This is a genomic window from Pseudomonas sp. S2_H10 (assembly GCF_054668285.1).
This window is the reverse complement of record NZ_CP162754.1, coordinates 6,650,314-6,673,000: the sequence shown is the minus strand read 5'-3', so window position 1 is coordinate 6,673,000 and position 22,687 is coordinate 6,650,314. Positions and strand designations below refer to the sequence as shown.

Annotated in this window: 18 protein-coding genes and 1 pseudogene; 6 read left to right on the top strand and 13 right to left on the bottom strand. The window is 61.0% G+C overall.

Annotation, left to right across the window (positions count from 1 at the left end; genetic code table 11):
- Window positions 1-105: 105 nt before the first annotated feature.
- Both AB4O16_RS30280 and AB4O16_RS30275 read right to left on the bottom strand, forming a co-directional pair.
- Complete coding sequence (locus AB4O16_RS30280; RefSeq protein WP_460156615.1) at window positions 106-1,461, bottom strand: lytic polysaccharide monooxygenase; 1,356 nt, start codon at window positions 1,459-1,461, stop codon at window positions 106-108.
- 520 nt (window positions 1,462-1,981) lie between these two features.
- Window positions 1,982-2,524 (bottom strand): annotated as a pseudogene (locus AB4O16_RS30275) (ATP-binding cassette domain-containing protein); the annotation flags it as partial.
- A 284-nt stretch (window positions 2,525-2,808) separates the two neighbouring features.
- On the opposite strand from AB4O16_RS30275, the gene AB4O16_RS30270 reads away from it, so the two are divergent.
- From AB4O16_RS30270 to AB4O16_RS30260, 3 genes are read left to right on the top strand one after another with little or no spacing between them, the layout of a single operon-like run.
- Window positions 2,809-4,053, top strand: coding sequence for an exonuclease SbcCD subunit D C-terminal domain-containing protein (locus AB4O16_RS30270; protein WP_460156614.1), 1,245 nt, complete (start codon window positions 2,809-2,811; stop codon window positions 4,051-4,053).
- Complete coding sequence (locus AB4O16_RS30265; RefSeq protein WP_460156613.1) at window positions 4,050-7,691, top strand: AAA family ATPase; 3,642 nt, start codon at window positions 4,050-4,052, stop codon at window positions 7,689-7,691. Before AB4O16_RS30270 ends, AB4O16_RS30265 begins: the two co-directional genes overlap by 4 nt.
- Window positions 7,688-8,284 (top strand): glutathione S-transferase, encoded by a 597-nt coding sequence (locus AB4O16_RS30260; RefSeq protein WP_460156612.1) that lies wholly within the window; start codon window positions 7,688-7,690, stop codon window positions 8,282-8,284. Before AB4O16_RS30265 ends, AB4O16_RS30260 begins: the two co-directional genes overlap by 4 nt.
- 113 nt (window positions 8,285-8,397) lie before the next feature.
- Here the strand turns inward: AB4O16_RS30260 and AB4O16_RS30255 are convergent, their stop codons facing one another.
- The 9 genes from AB4O16_RS30255 to AB4O16_RS30215 form a co-directional block, all read right to left on the bottom strand.
- Window positions 8,398-8,655, bottom strand: coding sequence for a hypothetical protein (locus AB4O16_RS30255; protein ID WP_460156611.1), 258 nt, complete (start codon window positions 8,653-8,655; stop codon window positions 8,398-8,400).
- Entirely contained in the window at window positions 8,652-8,864 is a 213-nt protein-coding gene (locus tag AB4O16_RS30250) for a hypothetical protein (RefSeq protein WP_460156610.1), read from the bottom strand. The genes AB4O16_RS30255 and AB4O16_RS30250 overlap by 4 nt, the downstream gene beginning before the upstream one ends.
- A gap of 115 nt (window positions 8,865-8,979) precedes the next feature.
- Window positions 8,980-9,105, bottom strand: a complete 126-nt coding sequence (locus AB4O16_RS30245) for a hypothetical protein (RefSeq protein WP_256678246.1) — start codon at window positions 9,103-9,105, stop codon at window positions 8,980-8,982.
- 203 nt (window positions 9,106-9,308) lie between these two features.
- Window positions 9,309-9,488, bottom strand: a complete 180-nt coding sequence (locus AB4O16_RS30240) for a hypothetical protein (protein WP_460156609.1) — start codon at window positions 9,486-9,488, stop codon at window positions 9,309-9,311.
- A 155-nt stretch (window positions 9,489-9,643) separates the two neighbouring features.
- Complete coding sequence (locus AB4O16_RS30235; RefSeq protein WP_460156608.1) at window positions 9,644-10,813, bottom strand: lactonase family protein; 1,170 nt, start codon at window positions 10,811-10,813, stop codon at window positions 9,644-9,646.
- Window positions 10,806-11,144 carry a DUF5629 family protein gene (locus AB4O16_RS30230; protein ID WP_160386599.1) on the bottom strand — a complete coding sequence of 113 codons (339 nt, stop codon included), beginning with the start codon at window positions 11,142-11,144 and terminating at the stop codon, window positions 10,806-10,808. The genes AB4O16_RS30235 and AB4O16_RS30230 overlap by 8 nt, the downstream gene beginning before the upstream one ends.
- A 118-nt stretch (window positions 11,145-11,262) precedes the next feature.
- The gene (locus AB4O16_RS30225; protein WP_460156607.1) at window positions 11,263-12,843 is read right to left on the bottom strand and encodes an aldehyde dehydrogenase (NADP(+)); all 1,581 of its coding nucleotides are present in this window, start codon (window positions 12,841-12,843) and stop codon (window positions 11,263-11,265) included.
- Between the two features lie 10 nt (window positions 12,844-12,853).
- Window positions 12,854-13,846 carry an AraD1 family protein gene (gene araD1 / locus AB4O16_RS30220; RefSeq protein WP_460156606.1) on the bottom strand — a complete coding sequence of 331 codons (993 nt, stop codon included), beginning with the start codon at window positions 13,844-13,846 and terminating at the stop codon, window positions 12,854-12,856.
- A 160-nt stretch (window positions 13,847-14,006) separates the two neighbouring features.
- Window positions 14,007-15,329 carry an MFS transporter gene (locus AB4O16_RS30215; protein WP_460156605.1) on the bottom strand — a complete coding sequence of 441 codons (1,323 nt, stop codon included), beginning with the start codon at window positions 15,327-15,329 and terminating at the stop codon, window positions 14,007-14,009.
- A 193-nt stretch (window positions 15,330-15,522) separates the two neighbouring features.
- Here AB4O16_RS30215 and AB4O16_RS30210 point away from each other — a divergent pair, with 193 nt between their 5' ends.
- The gene (locus tag AB4O16_RS30210; protein ID WP_460156604.1) at window positions 15,523-17,259 is read left to right on the top strand and encodes an IlvD/Edd family dehydratase; all 1,737 of its coding nucleotides are present in this window, start codon (window positions 15,523-15,525) and stop codon (window positions 17,257-17,259) included.
- A gap of 180 nt (window positions 17,260-17,439) precedes the next feature.
- Complete coding sequence (locus AB4O16_RS30205; protein ID WP_032829613.1) at window positions 17,440-18,159, top strand: FadR/GntR family transcriptional regulator; 720 nt, start codon at window positions 17,440-17,442, stop codon at window positions 18,157-18,159.
- A gap of 162 nt (window positions 18,160-18,321) precedes the next feature.
- On the opposite strand, the gene AB4O16_RS30200 is transcribed toward AB4O16_RS30205, so the two are convergent.
- Both AB4O16_RS30200 and AB4O16_RS30195 read right to left on the bottom strand, forming a co-directional pair.
- Complete coding sequence (locus tag AB4O16_RS30200; RefSeq protein ID WP_160386608.1) at window positions 18,322-20,706, bottom strand: efflux RND transporter permease subunit; 2,385 nt, start codon at window positions 20,704-20,706, stop codon at window positions 18,322-18,324.
- A gap of 28 nt (window positions 20,707-20,734) precedes the next feature.
- Entirely contained in the window at window positions 20,735-21,787 is a 1,053-nt protein-coding gene (locus tag AB4O16_RS30195) for a WD40/YVTN/BNR-like repeat-containing protein (protein WP_460156603.1), read from the bottom strand.
- A 634-nt stretch (window positions 21,788-22,421) separates the two neighbouring features.
- Here AB4O16_RS30195 and AB4O16_RS30190 point away from each other — a divergent pair.
- On the top strand, window positions 22,422-22,676 hold the full coding sequence (locus AB4O16_RS30190; RefSeq protein WP_460156602.1) for a hypothetical protein: 255 nt from the start codon (window positions 22,422-22,424) through the stop codon (window positions 22,674-22,676).
- The last annotated feature ends 11 nt before the right edge of the window (window positions 22,677-22,687 follow it).

Sequence of the window (22,687 nt, the reverse complement as noted above, 5' to 3'; positions counted from 1 at the left end):
TATCGCAGCCTGCGGCAGCTCCTACAGGTTATCCGCCGTGTAGGAGCTGCCGCAGGCTGCGATCTTTAACGCCTTTCAGCCATTCACAATGAACCCGTCAACAGATCAGGCGTGTTCTTTCCAAAGCACATTGTCGCCCTCTCCTGGCGCCCACTCCTCTACGTGTGCCGTATGTGCCTGAATGCAGGACCAGTTCTGTCCTATGTGGCGTACCACGTCATTTTTTGCATACACAGTACCCAGCTTCCACGCCGGATACTCGCCCCCGCCACCCAGGGTTCTGACGCTCAGGACGTTACTGGACAACGAAAGCTTGTTGTTCAGGTCGCGGGCTTTCACCGCGTAACGGTATTGGGTGTCGGGTGAAAGGCCAGAATCGTCAAAAGAGGTCTGAGCGGCGCTCACGGATTTGATGTGAATGCCGTCCCGTTCGATCAGGTAATCCATTATTGGCGCACTGCCGGTGGAGGCACCCCACATCAGGCTGATGCTTTGCGCAGTCTGGCTCATGCTGTGCAGGTTCGTCGGTGCGGTAGGTCCCTCTCCACCTTCTGGCAAGGTCTGCACTTGAATTGGCCGGCTCGGCGCCGAGACATTGCCGTTATCATCGACTGCGCTGATGGCATAGTTGTACTGGTTTTCAGGCGCCACGCCGTTATCTGCAAAAGCAAGATTCGGAGCGTCTAGATCAACCAGAAAGCTTCCGTTACGCAAAATGCGGTAGGAAGCGATCGGAAACGGGCCGGTTGCTGCATTCCATTGCAACAGTACCTGCTTGTCAGTGACCTTGACTGCGACCAGTCCGGTCGGTGTATCGGGGAGTTCACCCCCGCCATCCGGTGGCAGAAAATTCAGATCAATCACTTGGTAAAAAGCCATCGAAGTGTTGGCAACTTCCCAAACCGCCAGACAGACCTGGTACCCATCCCGTTTCGGTAGTGGGACGGCATGCGTGGTGGGTGAAGTGGGCAACATTTGCTCGCCATGGGCCCAATGCGGTTGCAGGTTGATTTGCGCTGTGTAAAACGGCACTTCTTCAAACTGGCTGCGCGACAAGACCTCGTCGGGATCCCAATCTGCCTTCGTCATGAAATAGTTCCAGCGCCGAGTAGCGTGCTTCGCGCTGAAATGCCAGGAAATATCCAGCGTTTCGCCACTTCTCACATCATGTTTTTGCCAGTGACTTCCTGGTTCATCCAGTAATGCGCCGGTCAGTTGATCTGCACTGGCAATTTTTCCATCCCGAGGCGGCGGGACGTTGGCGTCGTCATCTTTGGCAAAAACATCCCTGACTCCGCCGGCAGTTAGAGGAAAAAACTTGCCGGACTCGCGTTGATTCAGAGCCCCTTCGTCGAGTCGCCCCGCGAGCCATTCGAAATGAGCCCGTGAAGAGGGGGAAAAAACGTGGCCATGTTTCGGACTGTTACTTCTACTGATAGCGTTCGGGCGACCCTGTGACATAGTGTTTCTCCATTAAGGTAGCTTCGATAATCACATGTAACGCCCTAACCACTTCAGGCACCGCACGACCTACCTCGCCTCCCTTCTGTTGAAAGGCACACCCTGTCGATTGCACCGTAAGGCTCCATGCTCGAATCCATTAAATACCGGGCTCGCCAGAACGCCTACTGACAGATCTGACAGTAGGGACAGACGGTCGCAAGTTTTCCTGCCGACTGAAAGCGTTGTGGCCTGAACGGCGCGCTTTCAGCGAAACCGGCCAGCACTGGCAAGGCGACGAGTTGTGGCGGGTAATCAAGGCGATCCCGATGGCCGAACGGGTGCAGGATCCGGTCGGTGACAGTGGGTTGCCGCCGCTTTATCCGAAATAGTCCCGCTCGATGGATGAATGAGCTGTTGTGGCGAGGGGGCTTGTCGGAACGCCGCATCGCCCCGTTGGGGCGCGAAGCGCTCCTCTACTATTTTTCAGGCACATCGAGTTGCCTGGTGCTACTAATCCCCGGCGATATCTTTGACACGGTCAACCCTGGCTTTTGAGATGCAACTCGGCGTCCAGATGAATGGCCTGTAAAAAAGCGCAATCATGAGAAACCACGATCAATGCCCCTTGATACTGATTGAGCATTTGCTCCAGCGCTATTCGACTGGGCAGATCCAAATGGTTATCCGGTTCGTCCAGCAACAGCAACTGAGGTGGCCGCCGTGCATGCAACTGGGCAGCGAGCGCTATTTTCAGGCGTTCGCCGCCACTCAACCGGCAGGTCTTGAGCATCGCACGGTCAGCATCAATCCCCATCTGCGCCAAACGGGTTCGTGCCTCGGCTTCGGGCAACTCAGGATTGCTCTCGTAGAGCCATTGCACCGCCGTGCGTTCGGGGTACTGCAATCCGGCGTGTTGATCCAGCCAGCCGACATGGCAACTGCGGATGAGTTCGCCTTGGCGCACCGGCAGTTGGCCGGCGATCACTCGCAACAGGGTCGACTTGCCGCTGCCATTGGCGCCCAGGATTGCCATGCGCATAGGCCCCGTCAGCGTCAAATTGATCGGCGCCGCGTAACCGAACACGATGCCGGTGGCCCTGGTACTAAAGGTGTGGTTCAAGTGATCGAACAGCACACGCCCGTCGGGCAGGTTGAACGACACATGATCAAGTTGCAGTAACCGTTGAGTCATGACACTTCCTTTTCATTCGGCCGGATAGGCACTGAACCACTCCCTGTTGGTGAGCAACAGCACCCGGCGGATTTTTGCCTTCTGCATTCCCGACCTTTTGCCAGTAAACTCTCCCCCCTTTCGCCGCCTTCATTTTTCACGCGGCCATCACCTATTTTGTAGCGGAGTCCGCCTTGCGCTTGTTTCACACCTCCGACTGGCACCTGGGGCAAAACCTGCACGGCCAGGATCGCGATTTCGAACACGGTTGTTTTCTCGACTGGCTGTTGCGCCAGCTGAAACTGGATCAACCGGACGTGCTGTTGATCGCCGGCGATATCTTCGACACGGTCAATCCGCCGGTCAAAGCCCAGGAACGCCTCTACGACTTCATCGTCAGCGCCCACGAACAGCAGCCCTTGCTGACCATCGTGATGATCGCCGGCAACCACGATTCCGGTTCACGGATCGAACTGCCGGCGCCGTTGATGCGGCGCTTGCGCACTCATGCGCTCGGTCGTGTGTTGTGGCTCGATGACGGGCAACTGGACGCCGAGCGCTTGTTGTTACCGCTGCCCAATGCCAAGGGTAAAACGGTCGCCTGGTGCCTGGCGTTGCCGTTCCTGCGCCCTGCCGAAGTCACCGGCGCGCATCTGGGTGACAACTACCTGCGCGGCATTGGACAGGTCCACGAGTGGCTGATCGAGGCCGCCAACGCCAAGCGCAAGAAAGGCCAGGCACTGATCGCCATCAGCCACGCGCACATGGCCGGCGGCTCGGTGTCGGAAGACTCCGAGCGCAGCCTGATCATCGGTAATGCCGAAGCCCTGCCCGCCAGCCTGTTCGGGCCGAGCATCAGCTATGTCGCCCTCGGTCATTTGCACAAGCCGCAGAAGGTCAACGGCGAAGAGCGCATCCGTTACAGCGGTTCGCCGATTCCACTGTCGTTCTCCGAGATCGGCTATCAGCACCAGATCCTCGACATCCAGCTCGACGGCGAAACCCTGGTCAGTGTCGAGCCGAAACTGATCCCCCGTGCCGTCAACCTGCAACGCATCGGCCCGGCGCCGTTGAGCGAGATCCTGCTGCAACTGGCGGACCTGCCGAACATCGACCTGTTGGCCGACATCCAGCGCCAGCCGTGGTTGGAGGTGCGGGTGCGCCTCGACGAGCCTCAGCCCGACCTGCGCAATCAGGTTGAAACCGCCCTGCAAGGCAAGGCCGTGCGCCTGGTGCGCATCGCCGCCGAGTACGCCGGCAACGGCGGACGGGACGGGGCCGACGAAGGCAGCACGCTGATCGAACTGGACCAGCTCACGCCGCAGGAACTGTTCAGCCGTGCCTGGCAGGACAACTACGGCAGCGAGGTCGACGAGCAGACCCTCAAGGACTTTGCCGAGCTGTTGCAGGACGTGCAGATGGAGAGCGAACAGCCATGAAAATCCTTGCGATCCGCCTGAAAAACCTCGCCTCGCTGGCCGGGCCGTTTGAAATCGATTTCACCGCTGAACCCCTGGCCAGTGCCGGGTTGTTCGCCATTACCGGCCCCACCGGCGCCGGCAAAAGCACTTTGCTCGATGCATTGTGCCTGGCGCTGTTTGGCGCCGTACCGCGCCTGAACAACACCGGCCGCGACGCCAAGGTGCCGGACGCCGATGGTGAAATCGGCACCGGCGACCCGCGCACCCTGCTGCGTCGCGGCACGGGCGAAGGTTACGCCGAAGTGGATTTCGTCGGCGTCGACGGCCGCCGCTACCGCGCGCGCTGGGAAGCCAATCGCGCCCGGGAAAAGGCCGGCGGCAAGCTGCAGGCCAGCCGCCAGAGCTTGCGCGACATCGACCAGGATCAATTGCTCGCCAGCCAAAAAGGCGAATACAAGGCTCAGCTCGAAGCCGCGCTGGGCCTGAATTTCGAACAGTTCACCCGCGCCGTGCTGCTGGCGCAGAGCGAGTTCAGCGCTTTCCTCAAGGCCGACGACAACGACCGCAGCGAACTGCTGGAAAAACTCACCGACACGGCGCTCTATACACGCCTCGGTCGTCGTGCCTTCGACAAGACCAAGGAAGCCCGCGAGGCACACAAGCTGCTGCAGGATCAGGCCAGCGGAGTGACGCCGCTGTCGCCCGAAGCCCGTGCGGAACTGGATGAGCGTTTCAACCAGGCGCAGCAGCAGCTCAAGACCCAACAAGCACAGCTCAAGCAGTTTGAACTGCAGGACACCTGGCTCAAGGACCTGCGTCGCCTGCAAGACGAGCATCTGGCCGCGACCGAGCAACTGCAATCGGCGCAGAGCCACTGGCAAGCCCTGACCAGTGAGCGCTTGCGGCTCACCCGCCTCGAACAACTCGCCCCGCAACGTCACCAGTTCGCCCGTAAAGCCGAGGTCGACGCGCTGCTGACACCCTTGGCGGCGCACATTACCCGGCATGCGCAGCAGTACGGCGAACTCGGCGAGCGTCAGGCGCAGCTTGAGCAAAAGCTCAGCGCCGCCCGGATCGCCTTGAGCGAAGCGCAACAACGGCAAACCACCAGCGCGCCGTTGCTGCGCCAGGCCTTCGAAGCGCAAAGCACCCTCGCCCGCCTGGTCAAGGACACCGCCCTCAGCGCCGAAACCAGGCAGCAGGCGCAACAGGCCTGCACCCAGGGCCAGGGCACGATTCAGACCTTGCTCGATCAGCAAGCCCGTGGCGCTGAGGACTTGCAGCGAATCGCCACCGGACTGGAGCAAAGCACCCATCTGGCTCCGTTGAGCGATGCCTGGAATGCCTACCGTGATCGCCTGCAACAGTTGATGCTGATCGGCAATCGACTGAATCAGGGCCAGGCCGAACTGGCCAGCCTCGAACAAAACGCCGCGAGCACCGAACAAGCGCTCACCACGCAGAAGCAACAACTGGAGGTGCTGTTCAAGGAGGCCGGCGCCGAACCGGACGCTGTCGCCGAGCAGATCGGCATTCTGGGCAGTCTGTTGCAGGACAACCGCAAGCAACTGCGCGCCGTCGAAGACCTTGCACGCCTGTGGGCCAGCCAGCAGGACCTGGACAAACGCGGTGCCGAGCTGCAACAGCGCCAGCTCACCGCGCAACAGGAACGCGAACGCCTGACCCAGGACGGGGTCAAGGCCAAGGCTGACCTGAGCGTTGCCGAACAGACCCTCAACGTCACGCGCGAACTGCTGGAGCGCCAGCGTCTGGCGCGCAGTGCCAGTGTCGAAGAGCTGCGCGCGCAGCTGCAGGACGATCAGCCATGCCCGGTCTGCGGCAGCAACGAACATCCGTATCATCAGCCAGAAGCCCTGCTGCAGAGCCTCGGCCGTTTTGATGAAAGCGAGCAGGCCAACGCGCAGAAGGCCGTCGACCTGCTCAAGGAAAAACTCACCGACCTGCGCGCCGAAGTCGGCGGGCTGATCGCCCAGCAAAAGGAACTGCTGCAACAGCAGGAGCATCTGGCGACCCAGCAGCAAGCCATCGCCCCAAGTCTGGAAGCGCATCCGCTGGCGACCCAACTGCTGAATCAGGATGCCGCTAAACGCGATGCCTGGCTCATCCAGCAAAACAGTCAGCTCAACCAGAGCATCAGCCAGGACGAGCAACGCCAGAGCGCGCTGCTCACCCTGCAACAGGACGCCGCACGCCTGACCCAGCAACTGCGTCATGCCGAAAGCGCGCACCAGCAAGCGGCCCAGCACCTGAGCAATCAACAGCGCGAACTGAACAATGATCGCCAGCGCCTGGACGAAGAGCTCGGCGCATTCGCCAACCTGTTACCGGCCGATACCCTGCAAGCACTGCGCGTCGAGCCGGCCGCGACCTTCATGCAGCTCGACCGACGGATCGCCGAGCGCCTGGCGCAACTCGAGCAACAGAAGGAAGAACTGGCCGAGCAGCAGCAGCGCCAGCAAAACCTGGAAAAGGAACAGGATCGCCAGCAAAGTCGCGTGCAGCAATTGCAGGCCGCCGAACAGCAATTCGCCGGGCTGGCCGAGCAGCAACAGGCGAGCCAGCACACCCTCGGGCAACTACTCGGCGAACACAGCAGCGCCGAGCACTGGCAACAGCAACTGGAACAGGCCGTGGAACAGGCACGCAGCGCCGAAACCGGTACGACACAGACGCTGCAAAGCGTGCTCACGCAGTCCGTGCAAATCGCCGCCGAACTCAAGGCCCAACAAGAGCGTATGCACGCACTGGAAGGCGAAGAGCGTGACCTGTCCGGGAAAATCGGTGACTGGCGTGCCCGCCATCCCGAGCTGGATGACGGCGGCCTCGAAGACCTGTTGCGCGTCGACGACACCCAGGTCAGCGAACTGCGCCAGCAATTGCAGGACAGCGAAAAAGCCATCGAACAGGCCAAGGTATTGGTGCAGGAGCGGGACAAGCGCCTGGTTGCTCATCAGGCACAACACAACGGCAACCTCGATGCCGAGCAGTTGGCCAGTGCGCTGGCCGACCTGCAAAACCTCGCCGCCACCAGCGAGCAACACTGCGCCGAACTGCGCGCCGAACAGGCCGAAGATCAACGTCGGCAGAACGCCAACCAGGCCCTGGCCCAGCAGATTGCCGATGCCTACAACGAATACCAGCGCTGGGCACGCCTGAATGCCTTGATTGGCTCCGCCACCGGCGACACCTTCCGCAAGATCGCCCAGGCCTACAACCTCGACTTGCTGGTGCACCACGCCAACGTGCAACTGCGCCAGCTGGTGCGCCGCTATCGCCTCAAGCGCGGCGGCAGCATGCTCGGTTTGCTGGTGATGGACACGGAGATGGGCGACGAACTGCGCTCGGTGCACTCGCTGTCCGGTGGCGAGACCTTCCTGGTCTCGCTGGCACTGGCCCTCGGCTTGGCGTCGATGGCGTCGAGCACGCTGAAAATCGAGTCGCTGTTCATCGACGAAGGCTTCGGCAGCCTCGATCCGGAATCCCTGCAACTGGCCATGGACGCCCTCGACGGCTTGCAGGCCCAGGGCCGCAAGGTCGCGGTGATTTCCCACGTACAGGAAATGCATGAACGGATTCCGGTGCAGATCCAGGTCCGTCGCCAGGGCAACGGCCTGAGCACCCTGGAGGTGAAATGAACACGCTGTACTCCTTCCGCCGCTGCCCATACGCCATGCGTGCACGCATGGCCCTGCGTTATTCGGGCGTGGCCGTGGACATCGTCGAAGTCAGCCTGAAAGCCAAGCCCGCCGAGATGCTCGCGCTGTCGGGCAAAGGCACGGTGCCAGTGCTGAGCGCCGATGGCCGGGTGATCGACGAAAGCCTCGACATCATGCGCTGGGCGCTGGCACAGAATGATCCGCAGGACTGGCTGCTCAAGGATGATCCTGACGCAGCGGCGCAAATCGCCCCGCTGATCGAGCAGAACGACCAGGTGTTCAAGCTGCACTTGAATCGCTACAAGTACGCCGAGCGTTATCCCGAGCAGCCGATGGAGGTTTATCGTGGTGAGGGCGAGGTGTTTTTGCGAAGGCTGGAGGCGTTGCTGGAGGGACGCGACTACTTGCTGGCCGATCATCCAAGCCTGGCCGACGTGGCGTTGATGCCCTTCGTACGGCAGTTTGCGCATGTGGACCGCGAGTGGTTCGCGCAGACGCCTTACCTGCGCTTGCGGGCATGGCTACAGCGGCTGTTGGAGTCGGACCTGTTCACATCGATCATGAAGAAATAACTCCCCCTGTAGGAGCCGGCTTGCTGGCGATGGAGTGTCAGTTGACGTTGTGGTGCCTGACACACCATCGCCAGCAAGCCGGCTCCTACAAGGGTCAGCGGTGTCTCGAAGGTTCAGGCCAACACCCCGCACATCCCGATCGCCGAACAATCCACCTGGAACGGGCCGAACACCACCCCTTCATTCCTGACCGGCGGATTGCCTGCCAGCAACCCCATGGCCTTGGCGGTCTCGATATTGCGTGCAATGTTGTGGTTGGCCTCCAGGGCACGGGCCACACCGCCTATCGAGCCTTGCCCGATCCCCAGCAAGGAAAAGCCATTGGTGATGAGTGCCAGGAAGGCGATGATCAAAAGCTTGCACCCTTTCATGCGCCGGCGACTCCTGCGAGTTCAGCCTGATCGACGCTCGTGTTTTGCGCGCGGTGTTCAAACTGGATACCGGGATGAGCGACCTGGATCGGTGCTTCGAAGGTGAATTGCGATTGGGCCGAGAGGCTGACCACCAGCACCATGGCAAGGTACAGACCGATCGCCACATAGGCGCCGTGTTTGGCAGAAGTGAGAATTGCGCTGGCCATGATGTTCTCCGCAGGCGTGTTTCAATGCCCACAGAATCGATCAAAAAAGCCTGGGTAACCACTCAGGGATATCCATAGTGACCATCAGCTTCGTTGATCATTGAACCAGACTATTTCAGTCTTCAATAAAACTCATCAAGCGCTCGCGCGCAGCCTCAGGTTCACTGGAAACAGCGTCCGCTGCCGACAGAATCGGGGTCGAATAGAGAAACAGAAGAACCAATGCCAGACGCGTCACCATGCTGCCGATCCTTGCCGTGAGGAGGAGTCAAAAAATCAGCGTCAATTTAAACCTGCGGCAATGTGATATCAAGCGCGACGTTGATGGCAAACTGATACTGTCGCGAATGCGTTATGCAGGAGCGACATCACTCTGATCGTTTTCAACACAAGTGCTGTCGATCATCAGTGACTTCGCTCCTGCATAAAGGCAGGGATAACCGCTCAGGCTTGGGTTTTGTGATCCAGCGCGGCGTAGAAGTTGGCGCTTTGTTGCAGGTATTTCTGGGTGTAGCTCTGGGTGTGGGCTTTTCTGTCGCTGATTTCAGTGTTGGCACTGGCTGGCAGCGCAACGGTGGCGGAGATGGCGGAAGCGGCGATGACAGAGAAGATGTTGAAGTTCATGGCGGTATTCCTCGATTCAGTTGGCTTGCTTGCCCGATGGGGCCGTGAAGCAAACTTACGCCTCGAGGGTTCATGCCTTGAAATGCTTTGTAGCAGTACCAAATATCAGCGTCATTGATAAAAGCAGGCAGGCCCCATCAACCGGGGCCTGCGGCTTATTGACGCGGTAGAAACTTCAGATCGCTCGGGGCGTCCATCGGCAGTTTTTGTACCGTTTTGCCCAGCAGACCGGTCCTGGCATCGCGTTCGACGACGACAATCTGGTTGCTCTTCTGGTTTGCGATCAACAGGAATTTACCGCTCGGATCGAGGCTGAATTCCCGCGGATGATCGCCCTCCACCGCCCGGCGTTGCAGTTCCTTGAGGTGGCCGGTGGCTGGATCGATGGCAAACACCAGCAGTTGATTGGCCGTGCCACGGTTGCTGACGTAGAGGAACTTGCCATCAGCCGAGGCATGCAACGCCGCCGCAGCCTTGTCTGTAACCGGCTGCCCGGCGGCCAGATCGACCATTTGCGTCCGCTCGAGCTTGCCGTCGTGGTAATCGAACACCGCTACTTGCGCGCTCATTTCCATGGTCAGCCAGGCGTGTTTGCCATCGGCGCTGAACAACAGGTGACGCGGCCCACTGCCGGGCGGCAGCTGTACGAATGCCGGGGTGGCCGGGGTCAACGGCAGCTGTGGATTTGCCTTGGGGTCGAAACGGTAGGCAAACACCTTGTCGGCGCCCAGGTCGTTGGAGAACACGTACCTGCCGTCCGGCGACGGGATGGTCGAATGCACGTGGGCCGAGGCCTGGCGCTCGGGATTGACCCGGCTCGCCGGGTGGCTGCTCATCTGCACCACGGGCTTGAGCCTGCCATCGGCCGCCACCGGCAAGACTGCAAGGGTACCGCCCGGGTCTTCGGCCACCGAATAGTTGCTGACAAACAAATGGCTGCCATCAGCGCTGAGGCTGGAGTGGGTCGGCTCGTTGCCAAGGCTTTGCACCTGACTGATCAGGCTCAGCGCATGGGTCTTGGGATCGATCGAGAAACTGCTGACGCGCCCGACCGGATCAGCCTGGCCCGGGCCGTTTTCGTTGACCACGAACAGATGGCGCTGGTCCTTCGACAGGGTCAGCCACGACGGGTTTTCGCTCTTGATCACTTGCAGGGGGCTGGCATCGATCTGCCCGGTGCCGCTGTCGAACGCCAGGCGGTAGATGCCCTGGCTTTGACCGGCGGTGTAGGAGCCGACGAGCAGTTGATAGACGTCGGCGGATGCGGCCTGGACGCCCATGGCGCCGATGCTGCCGGCCATCAACAGTGGCCAGAGGTTACGCATCGTCCTGGTCGTCATCTTCGTTGTCACCGCTGACGACATCGCCCAGGCACACCAGACGGTGTTCGCCCGAGCCGCCCGTGATCACCCAGCTTTGCAGCGTGGCATCGAAGGTCGCGGCCTGGATCTGCGCCGGAGTGAACTCCCAGTGTTTGGCCGCACGGCCATCCATGCATTCAATGTGTAGATTATCGAACTCGTCGAGGGAGAATTCGAAGGCATGCAGCCCGTCGATTTCCACCATTCCGCAGTGTTCGAGGGCATTGAGCAAGGTGTCGGTTGGGGCAGTCATGGCAATCAGTCTTTGGATGGGAAAAACGCAATGATAGCTCATGCACCCAAACCTGTAGGAGCTGGCTTGCCAGCGATTAGGCCGGCACATCCAACCTCTTTGCCGACTGTCAGGCCGCCAGCGCTGGCAAGCCAGCTCCCACAGGGATTGGGTCTGTCTGTTACAACCCGTCGCGCGATGGCTGGCCATCCACCAGGCGCTGGATGCGCAGCGGGTTGCCGTTCTTCAGCGCATCCGGCAGCAAGCTGTCCGGATAGTTCTGGAAGCACACCGGGCGCAGGAAGCGATCGATGGCCAGTGTGCCAACCGACGTACCGCGCGCATCGGACGTTGCCGGGTAAGGCCCGCCGTGGACCATCGAATCGCAGACTTCCACACCGGTCGGATAGCCATTGAGCAGGATGCGCCCGACCTTCTGTTCCAGCAACGCCGTCAGCCAGGCGAACTGTTCGAAGTCGTCCGGTTCGCCGATGACGGTGGCGGTCAACTGCCCGTGCAGGCCGCTCAAGGCGGCCATCAGTTGTGCCTGATCAGCCACTTCGACCACTACTGTAGTCGGGCCGAACACCTCTTCCTGCAGCACTTCATCGCCGTCGATCAGCAGGCTGGCATCGGCCTTGAACAACTGCGGCTGTGCCTGATTGCCCTGCTGCGGATGCCCTGCCAGGTGCTTGACGCGCGGATGCGCGAGGAGTTTTTCCAAGCCTTGACCGTAGCTGCCCAGGGTGCCGGCGTTGAGCATGGTTTGCGCCGGTTGATCCCCCATCAACCCCGCCACTTGCTGCACAAAGGCGCTGAACGACGCAGAGCGAATACCGATGACCAAGCCCGGATTGGTGCAGAACTGCCCGCAGCCCTGCACCACCGACGCCACAAGGTCACGGGCAACCGTGTCGGCCCGCGCCTGCAATGCCTGTGGCAACACAATCACCGGGTTGATGCTCGACATCTCGGCGAATACCGGAATCGGCTGCGCACGGGCCGCGGCCATGTCGCACAAGGCGCGACCGCCCTTGAGTGAACCGGTGAAACCCACCGCCTGAATCGCCGCATGCTTGACCAGTGCCGCGCCGACGCCACCGCCGTAGATCATGTTGAACACGCCGGCCGGCATCGCGGTTTTCTCGGCGGCGCGAATGATCGCATCGGCCACCTGCTCGGCCGTGGCCATGTGCCCGCTGTGGGCCTTGAACACCACCGGGCAGCCAGCCGCCAATGCTGAGGCGGTATCGCCGCCGGCGGTGGAAAATGCCAACGGAAAATTGCTGGCACCAAACACCGCCACAGGTCCCAGGCCGATGCGGTACTGACGCAGGTCCGGACGCGGCAACGGCTGACGCTCAGGCAATGCCCGGTCGATCCGTGCGCCGTAGAAATCACCGCGACGCAGCACTTTGGCAAACAGGCGCATCTGCCCGCTGGTACGTCCACGCTCGCCTTGAATGCGGCCTGCGGGCAACGCGGTTTCGCGGCAGACCAGTGCGACAAAATCATCGCCGAGGGCGTCCAGTTCATCGGCAATCGCATCGAGAAACTGCGCTCGCCGCTCCGCGCTCAGGCTGCGATAGGCCGGGTACGCGGCCGCTGCCGCGCTGGCCGCCGCATCGACTTCCTGTGCTGTCGCCTGGTAGAAATCGTGGGGCAAGGCCTCGCCCGTCGTCGCATCGACACTCTGCAACTTGACGCTGCCGGCGGCGCTGCGCTGTCCGCCTATGTAGTTGTGGCCAAGAATCGGGGTCATGGGTAATTCCTCAAAGTGTGCCGACGCTGCCGGGTTCGAACGCCGCTGCAACCGGTGCGATGCCGTTGATCAATGGCGCGCCGAATTCGGCCTGGGTGATCTCGAACACATCACCCGGTTGCGTGCGAATGCCGTCGGCGAAGGACAGGGTCGCGGTGCCGAAAAAGTGGATATGCACATCCCCCGGGCGCAGGAACTGGCTGTACTTGAAATGATGGAATTCGAGGTTGGCGAGGCTGTGGCACATGTTCGCCTCACCACTGAGGAACTCGTTCTGCCACAGCACTTCGCCGTCGCGCAGGATGCGGCTGGTGCCCGCCAGATGCTGCGGCAGCTCGCCGACCCGCAGTTCCGGGCCGTAGCTGCAACTGCGCAGTTTCGAGTGGGCCAGATACAGGTAGTTCTTGCGCTCCATGACGTGATCGGAGAACTCGTTGCCCACGGCAAACCCAAGGCGATACGGCCTGGCGTCGTGACCGATGACGTACAGGCCGGCAATCTCCGGCTCCTCACCGGCGTCTTCGGAAAACGGCGGCAGGGGAAACGGCTGACCCGGCCTGACGACAATGCTGCCATCGCCCTTGTAGAACCATTCCGGTTGCACACCGGCTGCATCCGCCGCCGGTTTGCCGCCCTCCACGCCCCATTTGAAGATGCGCATGGTGTCGGTCATCGCGGATTCGTCACCGGCCTGCTGGTGCATTTTGTCGCGTGCCGACGCACTGCCCAGATGGGTCAGGCCCGTGCCGCTGACCAGCATGTGCGCCGGATCCTGATGATCCAGGGGCGGCAGGATGCGCCGTTGCGTCAGCAGTTCGGCGTAGTCGTGGCTGATACCCAGGCCAAGACTTTGCACCTGTTGCTCAAGGCTCGCGCCCGCCTCGATCGCTGCCAATGCCAGATCGCGCACGGTGCGCGCAGCCTCCACTTCACGGACCAGGCCGGCCTCGACAACGCCGACACGGCGTTCGCCGTTACTCAATTCGAACTGAACCAAACGCATGAATTTTCTCCTGTTAACGCAGAACCCGGGCAAACACGACTCCCTGTGGGAGCGGGCTTGCCCGCGATGACGGCGGCACATTCAACATTGGTGTGCCAGACAGATTGCTATCGCGGGCAAGCCCGCTCCCACAGGGTTAGTGGTGATTTCCTGTTTCGTGTCAGGTACGGGAAGCCCCACGTGCACTCGCCGCAAATTGATCGGCCGGCAACACATGTTTGCGTTCCAGCAGGCGATAGACCACGCCAGTCAGAATCAGCCCGAACACCATCACGCCAGAGAGGAAATACAAGCCGGACGCAAGATTGCCGGTGTACTCCTTCAACGCCCCGATCACGAACGGACCGAGGTAACCACCGAGGTTGCCCACCGAGTTGATCAAGGCGATCCCCGCCGCCGCACTGGCACCGGCAAAGAAGCGGCCCGGCAGGGTCCAGAACACCGCCGTGCAGGAAAACAGGGCGAATGCCACCAGGCACAACGCCGCCAGTTGCAGCACCGGCACCGACAGCCAGGCGCTGAGGAACAGGCCGATCGCACCCAACACGTAAAGCACGGCGAGGTGGCCGTAGCGGTCATTCAGGCGGTCGGAACTGCGCGGGATGATCAGCAGGCCGACGATCCCGAAGATGTAGGGCACCGCAGACACGAAACCGGTCACCAGGTCGCTGCCGCCGAACTGCTTGATCAGGGTCGGCAGCCACAAGCCCAGGCCATAGATGCTCAGGGTCACCGGCAGGTAGAACAGCGCCAGCAGCAGGACGCGCTTGTCCTTGAGGGCATGCAGCGGATTGCCGTGACAGGTCTGGCCGTACGCGTCCAGATCCTTTTTCAGCTCGCCACTGAGCCAGTCCTTTTCCGCCTGATCCATCCACTGCACTTGCTGCGGGCCATCCGGCAACCAGCGCAGCACCGGCCAGGTCAGCAGGATCGCCGGGGTGCCGATGACGATGAACAGCCACTGCCAGCCATGCAGCCCCAATACGCCATCCATGCCCAGCAGGCCACCGGACAGCGGGCCGGTGATCACCATCGCGATGGGTTGGGAAAGGATGAACAACCCGAGGATCTTGCCGCGATGGCGCACCGGGAACCATTGGGTGATGTAGTACAGAACGCCCGGAAAGAACCCGGCCTCGGCGGCGCCGAGCAGAAAGCGCATGACATAGAAGCTGTTCGGTCCCTGGACGAAAGCCATGCCGATGGTGATGGCGCCCCAGGTGACCATGATCCGCGCGAACCAGCGGCGTGCGCCAAAGCGGTCGAGCATCAGGTTGCTGGGGATTTCCAGCAGGAAGTAGCCGATGAAGAACAGCCCGGCGCCCAGACCGTAGGCGGCATCGCCCAGGCCGATGTCGGCGCCCATGTGCAATTTGGCGAAGCCCACCGCGGAGCGGTCCACATAGGCGATCAGGTACAGCAGGATCAGGAAGGGAATCAGTTTCAGCGTGATGCGGCGGATAAGCCGCAGTTCCTGGCTCATGAGATCGGTCTCCGATTGTTGTTGTTATGGAACCTCGGGGGACGCCTCTCGCGAAAACTCGCCAGGGCCATCCCTCCGTTTGAGCGGACTATATAGTAATACTATTTACTCAACAACACTTCCAAAGCGCACAATTTGCGCTTATGTTACGCCTCAGCTCGAACAATATAGTCATACAATAAGAGAATCGATCATGTCTGATAAGAAACCCACCCTGCGCTCCGCCCAATGGTTTGGCACGGCCGACAAGAACGGCTTCATGTACCGCAGCTGGATGAAGAATCAGGGCATCGCCGACCACCAGTTCCATGGCAAGCCGATCATCGGCATTTGCAACACCTGGTCGGAACTGACCCCGTGCAACGCGCATTTCCGCCAGATTGCCGAGCACGTCAAACGCGGGGTGATCGAGGCCGGGGGCTTCCCGGTGGAGTTCCCGGTGTTCTCCAACGGCGAATCCAACCTGCGCCCCACCGCCATGCTCACCCGCAACCTGGCGAGCATGGACGTGGAGGAAGCCATTCGCGGCAACCCGATCGATGGCGTGGTGCTGCTGACCGGTTGCGACAAAACCACCCCGGCCTTGTTGATGGGCGCCGCCAGTTGCGACGTGCCCGCCATCGTCGTCACCGGCGGGCCGATGCTCAACGGCAAGCACAAGGGCAAGGACATTGGCTCCGGCACCGTGGTCTGGCAGCTCAGCGAACAAGTCAAGGCCGGCACCATCAGCATCGACGATTTCCTCGCAGCCGAGGGCGGCATGTCCCGCTCGGCCGGTACCTGCAACACCATGGGCACCGCCTCGACCATGGCCTGCATGGCCGAAGCACTGGGTACTTCCCTGCCCCACAACGCGGCGATTCCGGCCGTGGATGCCCGCCGTTATGTACTGGCGCACATGTCCGGCATGCGTGCCGTGGAAATGGTGCGCGAAGACCTGAAGCTGTCGAAGATCCTCACCGGGGAAGCCTTCGAGAACGCCATCCGCGTCAACGCCGCCATCGGCGGTTCGACCAACGCCGTGATCCACCTGAAAGCCATCGCCGGGCGCATTGGCGTCGAACTGGACCTGGATGACTGGACCCGCATCGGTCGCGGCATGCCGACCATCGTCGATCTGCAACCGTCAGGTCGTTTCCTGATGGAAGAGTTCTATTACGCCGGTGGCTTGCCGGCGGTGCTGCGTCGCCTCGGTGAAGCCAACCTGATCCCCAACCCGAATGCCTTGACCGTCAACGGCAAGTCCATCGGCGAGAACACCAAGGACGCGCCGATCTATGGCGAAGACGAAGTGATCCGCACCCTCGACAATCCGATCCGCGCCGATGGCGGCATCTGTGTACTGCGTGGCAACCTGGCCCCGCTGGGCGCCGTGCTCAAGCCGTCTGCCGCCACGCCTGAACTGATGCAGCATCGCGGCCGTGCGGTGGTGTTCGAGAACTTCGACATGTACAAGGCACGGATCAACGACCCGGAACTGGACGTGGACGCCAACTCGATCCTGGTGATGAAAAACTGCGGGCCGAAGGGTTATCCGGGCATGGCAGAAGTCGGCAACATGGGCCTGCCGGCCAAACTGCTGGCCCAGGGCGTGACCGACATGGTGCGCATTTCCGATGCACGCATGAGCGGCACGGCGTACGGCACCGTGGTCCTGCACGTCGCCCCCGAAGCCGCTGCCGGCGGACCGTTGGCCGCGGTGAAGGAAGGTGACTGGATCGAACTCGATTGCGCCAGCGGCCGTTTGCACCTGGATATTCCGGACGCCGAACTGGCGGCGCGCATGGCTGACCTGCAACCGCCGCAGAACCTGATCGTCGGTGGCTATCGCCAGCTCTACATCGACCATGTGCTGCAGGCGGACCAGGGTTGCGACTTCGACTTCCTGGTCGGTTGCCGCGGCGCCGAAGTGCCGCGCCACTCGCACTGAGACCAGCCTCCCCTGTAGGAGCGAGCCTGCTCGCGATGGACGTGAACGATAACGCGCGCTGTCTGGAAGCAAGCGTCGTCTTGAAGTCCATCGCGAGCAGGCTCGCTCCTACAGGGGTTTTGCGTGCCCGCGCCTGCTATCATGCGCGACACCTATTCGCACAGGATCGCGTCGTTTCCCATGGATTACCGCAAACCCTCCGACCGCAAAAGCATGCACTCGCGCATCGTCCAGGAACTGGGCATGCAGATCGTCTCGGGACGCTTCCTGCCTGACGACAAACTGCCCGCCGAAGCGCTGTTGTGCGAAGAGTATGCGGTCAGCCGGCCGGTGCTGCGTGAAGCCACCCGGGTACTGGTCGCCAAGGGCCTGGTGTATTCGCGCCCGCGGGTCGGCACCGTGGTCAAGCCGCGCAAGGACTGGCACATGCTCGATCCGGACGTGCTGCACTGGTTGATGCAGAGCAGTCCGCAGAACCAGTTTTTCGACCTGCTGACCAGCGTACGCAGCATCATCGAACCGGCCGCCGCCGCCCTCGCCGCGCAATTCGCCACCGAGGCGGACATTGCCTCCATCGGTGAGGCCTACCAGCGCATGGAAGCCGCGCCGACGCCGGAGGCCCTGTTGCAGCCGGACCTGGACTTCCACAGTCGCATTGCCGACGCCACGCACAACGACCTGCTGGCGAACCTGTGCAACATGCTCTCGGTGGCCATCGCCGAAGCCTTGAAGCATTCGAACCAGCGACCGAACCTGCATGAACTGGCGCTGCCCCGGCACAAGGCGATCCTGACCGCCATCGAAAACCGCGACGCCCTCGGCGCGCGGCATGCGACGCTGGTGCAGCTCGATGATGCACGCAGTGCGCTGAATGTGGTGCTGGGCAGCGATCCCGCCTAAACGCCCCCTGTAGGAGCCGGCTTGCTGGCGATGGTGTGTCAGCCACATTGATGTTGACTGGCACACCATCGCCAGCAAGCCGGCTCCTACAAAGGGGTGTTTTTCTGCAGATGTAAAAAAGCCGCAACCCTCGGGTTGCGGCTTTTTCATTTCAGCCCTGGATCAGTGGGCGAACAGCGAATTGCCCTTCTGCCCCGCCAGTTTTTCAGGCTTGATCAGGAACCGTGCCAGTGCCGGCAACAGCCACAGCGCACCGAACATGTTCCACAACAGCATGAAGGTCAGCATCAGCCCCATGTCGGCCTGGAACTTGATGGCCGAGAAGATCCAGGTGCACACGCCGATGGCCAGGCACAGGCCGGTGAACAATACCGCTTTACCGGTGGACTTCAGCGTCTGGTAGTACGCCTCTTGCAGCGGCAGACCGGCACGCAGGAAGCTTTCCAGACGGCTGTAGATGTAGATGCCGTAGTCCACGCCAATCCCCACGCCAAGTGCCACGACCGGCAGGGTCGCCACTTTCACGCCGATGCCCATGAAGGCCATCAGGGCGTTGCCGAGTACCGAGGTCAGCACCAGCGGCAGCACGATGCACAAGGTCGCCGCCCACGAACGGAAGGTGATCATGCACATCACCGCGACGCAGATGTACACCAGGATCAGGATGGTCAGCTCGGACTTCTTGATCACTTCGTTGGTGGCCGCCTCGATCCCGGCGTTACCCGCAGCGAGGATGAACTCCAGGCCTTCCTTGTTGTTTTCCTTGGCGAACTCCTGCACCGCATGCACCGCACGATCCAGGGTCTCGGCCTTGTGATCGTTGAGGAACACCAGTACCGGCGCCAGGGAACAGCTGTTGTTGTACAGGCCGTCAGCACGGGCGATGGAGTTGTTCAGCACATCCGGGTTACGCGACAGGGTTTCCCATTTCAGGTTGCCCTCGTTCATGCCCTTGATCATTTGCTTGGACACGGTCACCAGGGAAATCGCCGACTGCACGCCCTCGGTGTTCTGCATCTTCCACATCAGCTCGTCGATCGGCGCCATGGCCTCGTAGCGCGAGCATCCTTCGGACTTGGTCTTGACCATCACCACCAGCACATCGGAACTGGTCGAGTAGTTGTTGATGATGAAGTTGTTGTCCTTGTTGTAGCGCGAGTCCGGACGCAGCTCCGGGGCACCCTGGTCGAGGTCGCCGATCTTCAGGTTCTGGCTGTACCAGAGGCCGCCGCCAAAGGCGATCAGCGCCAGCAGAATGGAAACCGGGGCAACCTTGGCGCTGGCGAAGTTCGACAGCAGACGCCAGAACGGATGCTCGCGCACCGCGTCTTTCTTGCTGCGCTCGACCGCACGCTTGCTGATGCCGACATAGGAAATCGCCACCGGCAGCAGGATCAGGTTGGTGAACACGATCACCGCCACGCCGATGGAGGCGCCGATGGCCAGCTCACGGATCACGCCGATATCGATGATCAGCAGCGTGATGAAACCCACGGCATCGGCAAGGATCGCGATCATCCCTGGCAGGAACAATTGACGGAAGGTGCGACGCGCCGCCGTCAGGGCATTGTCCGCCTCGCTCGATTGCAGGGCGATCCCGTTGATCTTCTGCACGCCGTGGGAAATACCGATGGCAAAGATCAGGAACGGTACCAGCATCGAATAAGGATCGAGCCCGAAACCGAAGAAGTGCATCAACCCCAGTTGCCAGACCACCGCCACCAGCGTCGTGCTCAACACGGCGACGGTACTGCGCAGGCAGTTGGTGAACCACAGCAGAAGGATCAGGGTGATGACGAAGGCGATGCCGAAGAACATCACCACCATCACCAGGCCATCGATCAGGTCACCGACTTTCTTGGCGAAACCGACGATGTGGATCTTCACATTCGGGTTCTGTGCTTCGAACTTGGTGCGGATCTTGTCTTCCAGCTCGTGGGAGAACTTGCGATAGTCCAGCGCCAGCAGCTTGCCCTGGTCTTGCGGGTCCGGGTAAGACTCCAGCAGCGGAATGTCGACGATGCTCGATTTGAAATCGTTGGACACCAGGCGCCCGACCTGACCGGACTTGAGCACGTTGTTGCGCAACAAATCGAGGCTGGCCTGGGAACCGTTGTAGCTCTGCGGGATCACTTCACCGCCGGCGAAGCCCTCTTCCGTCACTTCGGTCCAGCGAACGCTCGGGCTCCACAGCGACTTGAGGCCGGAACGGTCGACACCGGAGATGTAGAACACCTCGTCGTTGATCTGACGCAGGGTCTCCATGTATTCCTTGGAGAAGATGTCGCCATCGGTGGCTTCCACCGAGATCCGCACGGTGTTGCCCAGGTTCGCCAGATCGTTGCGGTGCTCCATCATCTTCTGGATGAAGGGATGCTCCAGCGGGATCATTTTTTCGAAACTGGTGGACGGACGGATCAGCGTCGCCTGCCAGAACAGGAAAATACTGACCAGCAGGCAGATCGTGATCACTGCCGGGCGGTTGTTGAAGATCAGGCGCTCGAGGAACGTCGCCTTGTCCTGGTGATGAGTACTCAAGGAAGTCATAGCTCCGCCTTCTTATTATTAACCCGGCTCATTTGCCCGACTCGATGCCGTTCGGCGAAGTGACGCGAACACCACCCTGCCCGGCCAGAACCAGATTGCCATTGCCTGCCGCAGTCACTGCCGAGACCGAAATACGGTCCGGACGGTTGACCACCTTGAAGGTTTCGCCATTGTCGCTGCTGCGGATCACCGAGCCGCCGTTGCCGACGATCACGATGGAACCGTCGTCGAGCAGCGTGCCGCCGGACAGCCCGAACTCCAGGTCGCCACGTTCAGCCTTGAGCTCGACTTGCTCCCAGGTGCTGCCGAAGTCGGTGGAGCGATAGAGGTTGCCACGCAGGCCATAGGCCAACAGCGTATTGGCCTGCGCCGTGCCGATCACGCCAAACAGCGAGCCTTCGTACGGACCTTCGAGTTTTTCCCAGGTCTGGCCCCAGTCGGCCGAGCGGAACATGCTGCCCTGCTCGCCGACGATGAACAGCCCGGCGTCCTTGACCGCGGCGATCGAGTTCAGGTGATACTGGTCTTCGTTGTCCAGGCGGTCGCTGGCGTCTTCCCAGTGCTTGCCACCGTCGGTGGTTTCCATCAGCGAACCGTAGGCGCCCACGGCAAAGCCGCTGTTGACGTCCTTGAACCAGACATCGAGCAGCGGCGATTCGCGAGTCAGATCTTCGAATTGCTTGGTCCAGGTGGTGCCGCCGTCCTCGCTGGCGAGGATCTGTGCGTCATGACCGACGGCCCAGCCGTGTTTGTCATCGATGAAAAACACCGACGTCAACAGCGCCCGGGTCGGGACCTTGGCCTGGGTCCAGGTGGCGCCCTGGTCATCGGAATACAGGATGTGCCCACGATCCCCGACCGCCACCAGGCGCTTGCCGGCGTGGACGACATCGAGCATCAGGCTTTTGACGGCCTTGGCAGATTCAATGGAATAAACAACGTCGGATGCTGGCGCCGCAGCGGCCAGCGCAGGTGCCGACAGCATGGCAGAGCCCAACAGCGAGAGCGCTGTGGCCAGCAACGCGAATTTGCGCAATGCCGGCGGGCGGCAGATACCCACACCCATGACAGGCTCACTCATAGACCTTCCCCCATTATTATTGTTAGGTCGTTCAACCTTTCTGGGCGCCGCCAGGGTGCGTGTCTGGACTGGCTGTTTCAGAGCATAGTCCTGAAACCCGCAATCCAGAGCCCCTTCGGAAGCTGGCCTATCCTATCGGTGTTTTTTAATGTCTGACAATCGACGCCACGTTATGTTTTGTTAACCGCGCGGGGATGGGGGTGTTCTGAATGGTTGGGTATCAGGTGGGGTGATTGGGGTTTTGGGTTTTGGGTTTTGGGTTTTGGGTTTTGGGTTTTGGGTTTTGGTGTACATATCCGTTTCTGCGGTAACGGCCACTTAGGGTTCCGCTCTTACAGCGGGTCACTTTGGAAAAGCCCCAAAGTAACCAAAGGGCTCTTGCCCCTGTCGTTCGGTGCCTCGCCTAGGCTCGGCATGCCCTCGCTCCGGTCCTGCTCCGTGGGCCCGCCGCCATCGGCCATCCATGGCCGGGGGCGGCTAACCCGGCATCCATGCCGGGTTGCCCACTGCGCAGAACCTCCACTCGGCCTCTCGATGGGGCAAGAAGATCAAAAGCCACATCAAAAGCCAAAGCGAGGCGGCCTACCGGCCGGCCTGATCGTGAGGATGTACACACCTCCGGGTAGGAGCTGGCTTGCCGGCGATGGCGCCACCCCAGCCAACCCGGCTCCACCTGACACACCGCCATCGCTGGCAAGCCAGCTCCCACAGAAGAGCAAAAACAAAAGCAAAAGCAAAAAGCAAAAAGCAAAAAGCAAAAAGCAAAAGCAAAAAGCAAAAAGCAAAAAGCAAAAAGCAAAAAGCAAAAAGCAAAAAGCAAAAAGCAAAAAGCAAAAAGCAAAAGCCGCGTACACCTCCGCTCTTCACCACTCATCAGGCCGAGCGTTAGCTCGCCTGCAG

Bases quoted from the DNA above. Each gene is read 5' to 3' on its own strand.
- AB4O16_RS30280 (WP_460156615.1), bottom strand. From the start codon at position 1,461: ATGTCACAGGGTCGCCCGAACGCTATCAGTAGAAGTAACAGTCCGAAA.
- AB4O16_RS30265 (WP_460156613.1), top strand. From the start codon at position 4,050: ATGAAAATCCTTGCGATCCGCCTGAAAAACCTCGCCTCGCTGGCCGGG.
- AB4O16_RS30260 (WP_460156612.1), top strand. From the start codon at position 7,688: ATGAACACGCTGTACTCCTTCCGCCGCTGCCCATACGCCATGCGTGCA.
- AB4O16_RS30255 (WP_460156611.1), bottom strand. From the start codon at position 8,655: ATGAAAGGGTGCAAGCTTTTGATCATCGCCTTCCTGGCACTCATCACC.
- AB4O16_RS30250 (WP_460156610.1), bottom strand. From the start codon at position 8,864: ATGGCCAGCGCAATTCTCACTTCTGCCAAACACGGCGCCTATGTGGCG.
- AB4O16_RS30245 (WP_256678246.1), bottom strand. From the start codon at position 9,105: ATGGTGACGCGTCTGGCATTGGTTCTTCTGTTTCTCTATTCGACCCCG.
- AB4O16_RS30240 (WP_460156609.1), bottom strand. From the start codon at position 9,488: ATGAACTTCAACATCTTCTCTGTCATCGCCGCTTCCGCCATCTCCGCC.
- AB4O16_RS30235 (WP_460156608.1), bottom strand. From the start codon at position 10,813: ATGCGTAACCTCTGGCCACTGTTGATGGCCGGCAGCATCGGCGCCATG.
- AB4O16_RS30230 (WP_160386599.1), bottom strand. From the start codon at position 11,144: ATGAGCTATCATTGCGTTTTTCCCATCCAAAGACTGATTGCCATGACT.
- AB4O16_RS30225 (WP_460156607.1), bottom strand. From the start codon at position 12,843: ATGACCCCGATTCTTGGCCACAACTACATAGGCGGACAGCGCAGCGCC.
- araD1 (WP_460156606.1), bottom strand. From the start codon at position 13,846: ATGCGTTTGGTTCAGTTCGAATTGAGTAACGGCGAACGCCGTGTCGGC.
- AB4O16_RS30215 (WP_460156605.1), bottom strand. From the start codon at position 15,329: ATGAGCCAGGAACTGCGGCTTATCCGCCGCATCACGCTGAAACTGATT.
- AB4O16_RS30210 (WP_460156604.1), top strand. From the start codon at position 15,523: ATGTCTGATAAGAAACCCACCCTGCGCTCCGCCCAATGGTTTGGCACG.
- AB4O16_RS30205 (WP_032829613.1), top strand. From the start codon at position 17,440: ATGGATTACCGCAAACCCTCCGACCGCAAAAGCATGCACTCGCGCATC.
- AB4O16_RS30200 (WP_160386608.1), bottom strand. From the start codon at position 20,706: ATGACTTCCTTGAGTACTCATCACCAGGACAAGGCGACGTTCCTCGAG.
- AB4O16_RS30195 (WP_460156603.1), bottom strand. From the start codon at position 21,787: ATGAGTGAGCCTGTCATGGGTGTGGGTATCTGCCGCCCGCCGGCATTG.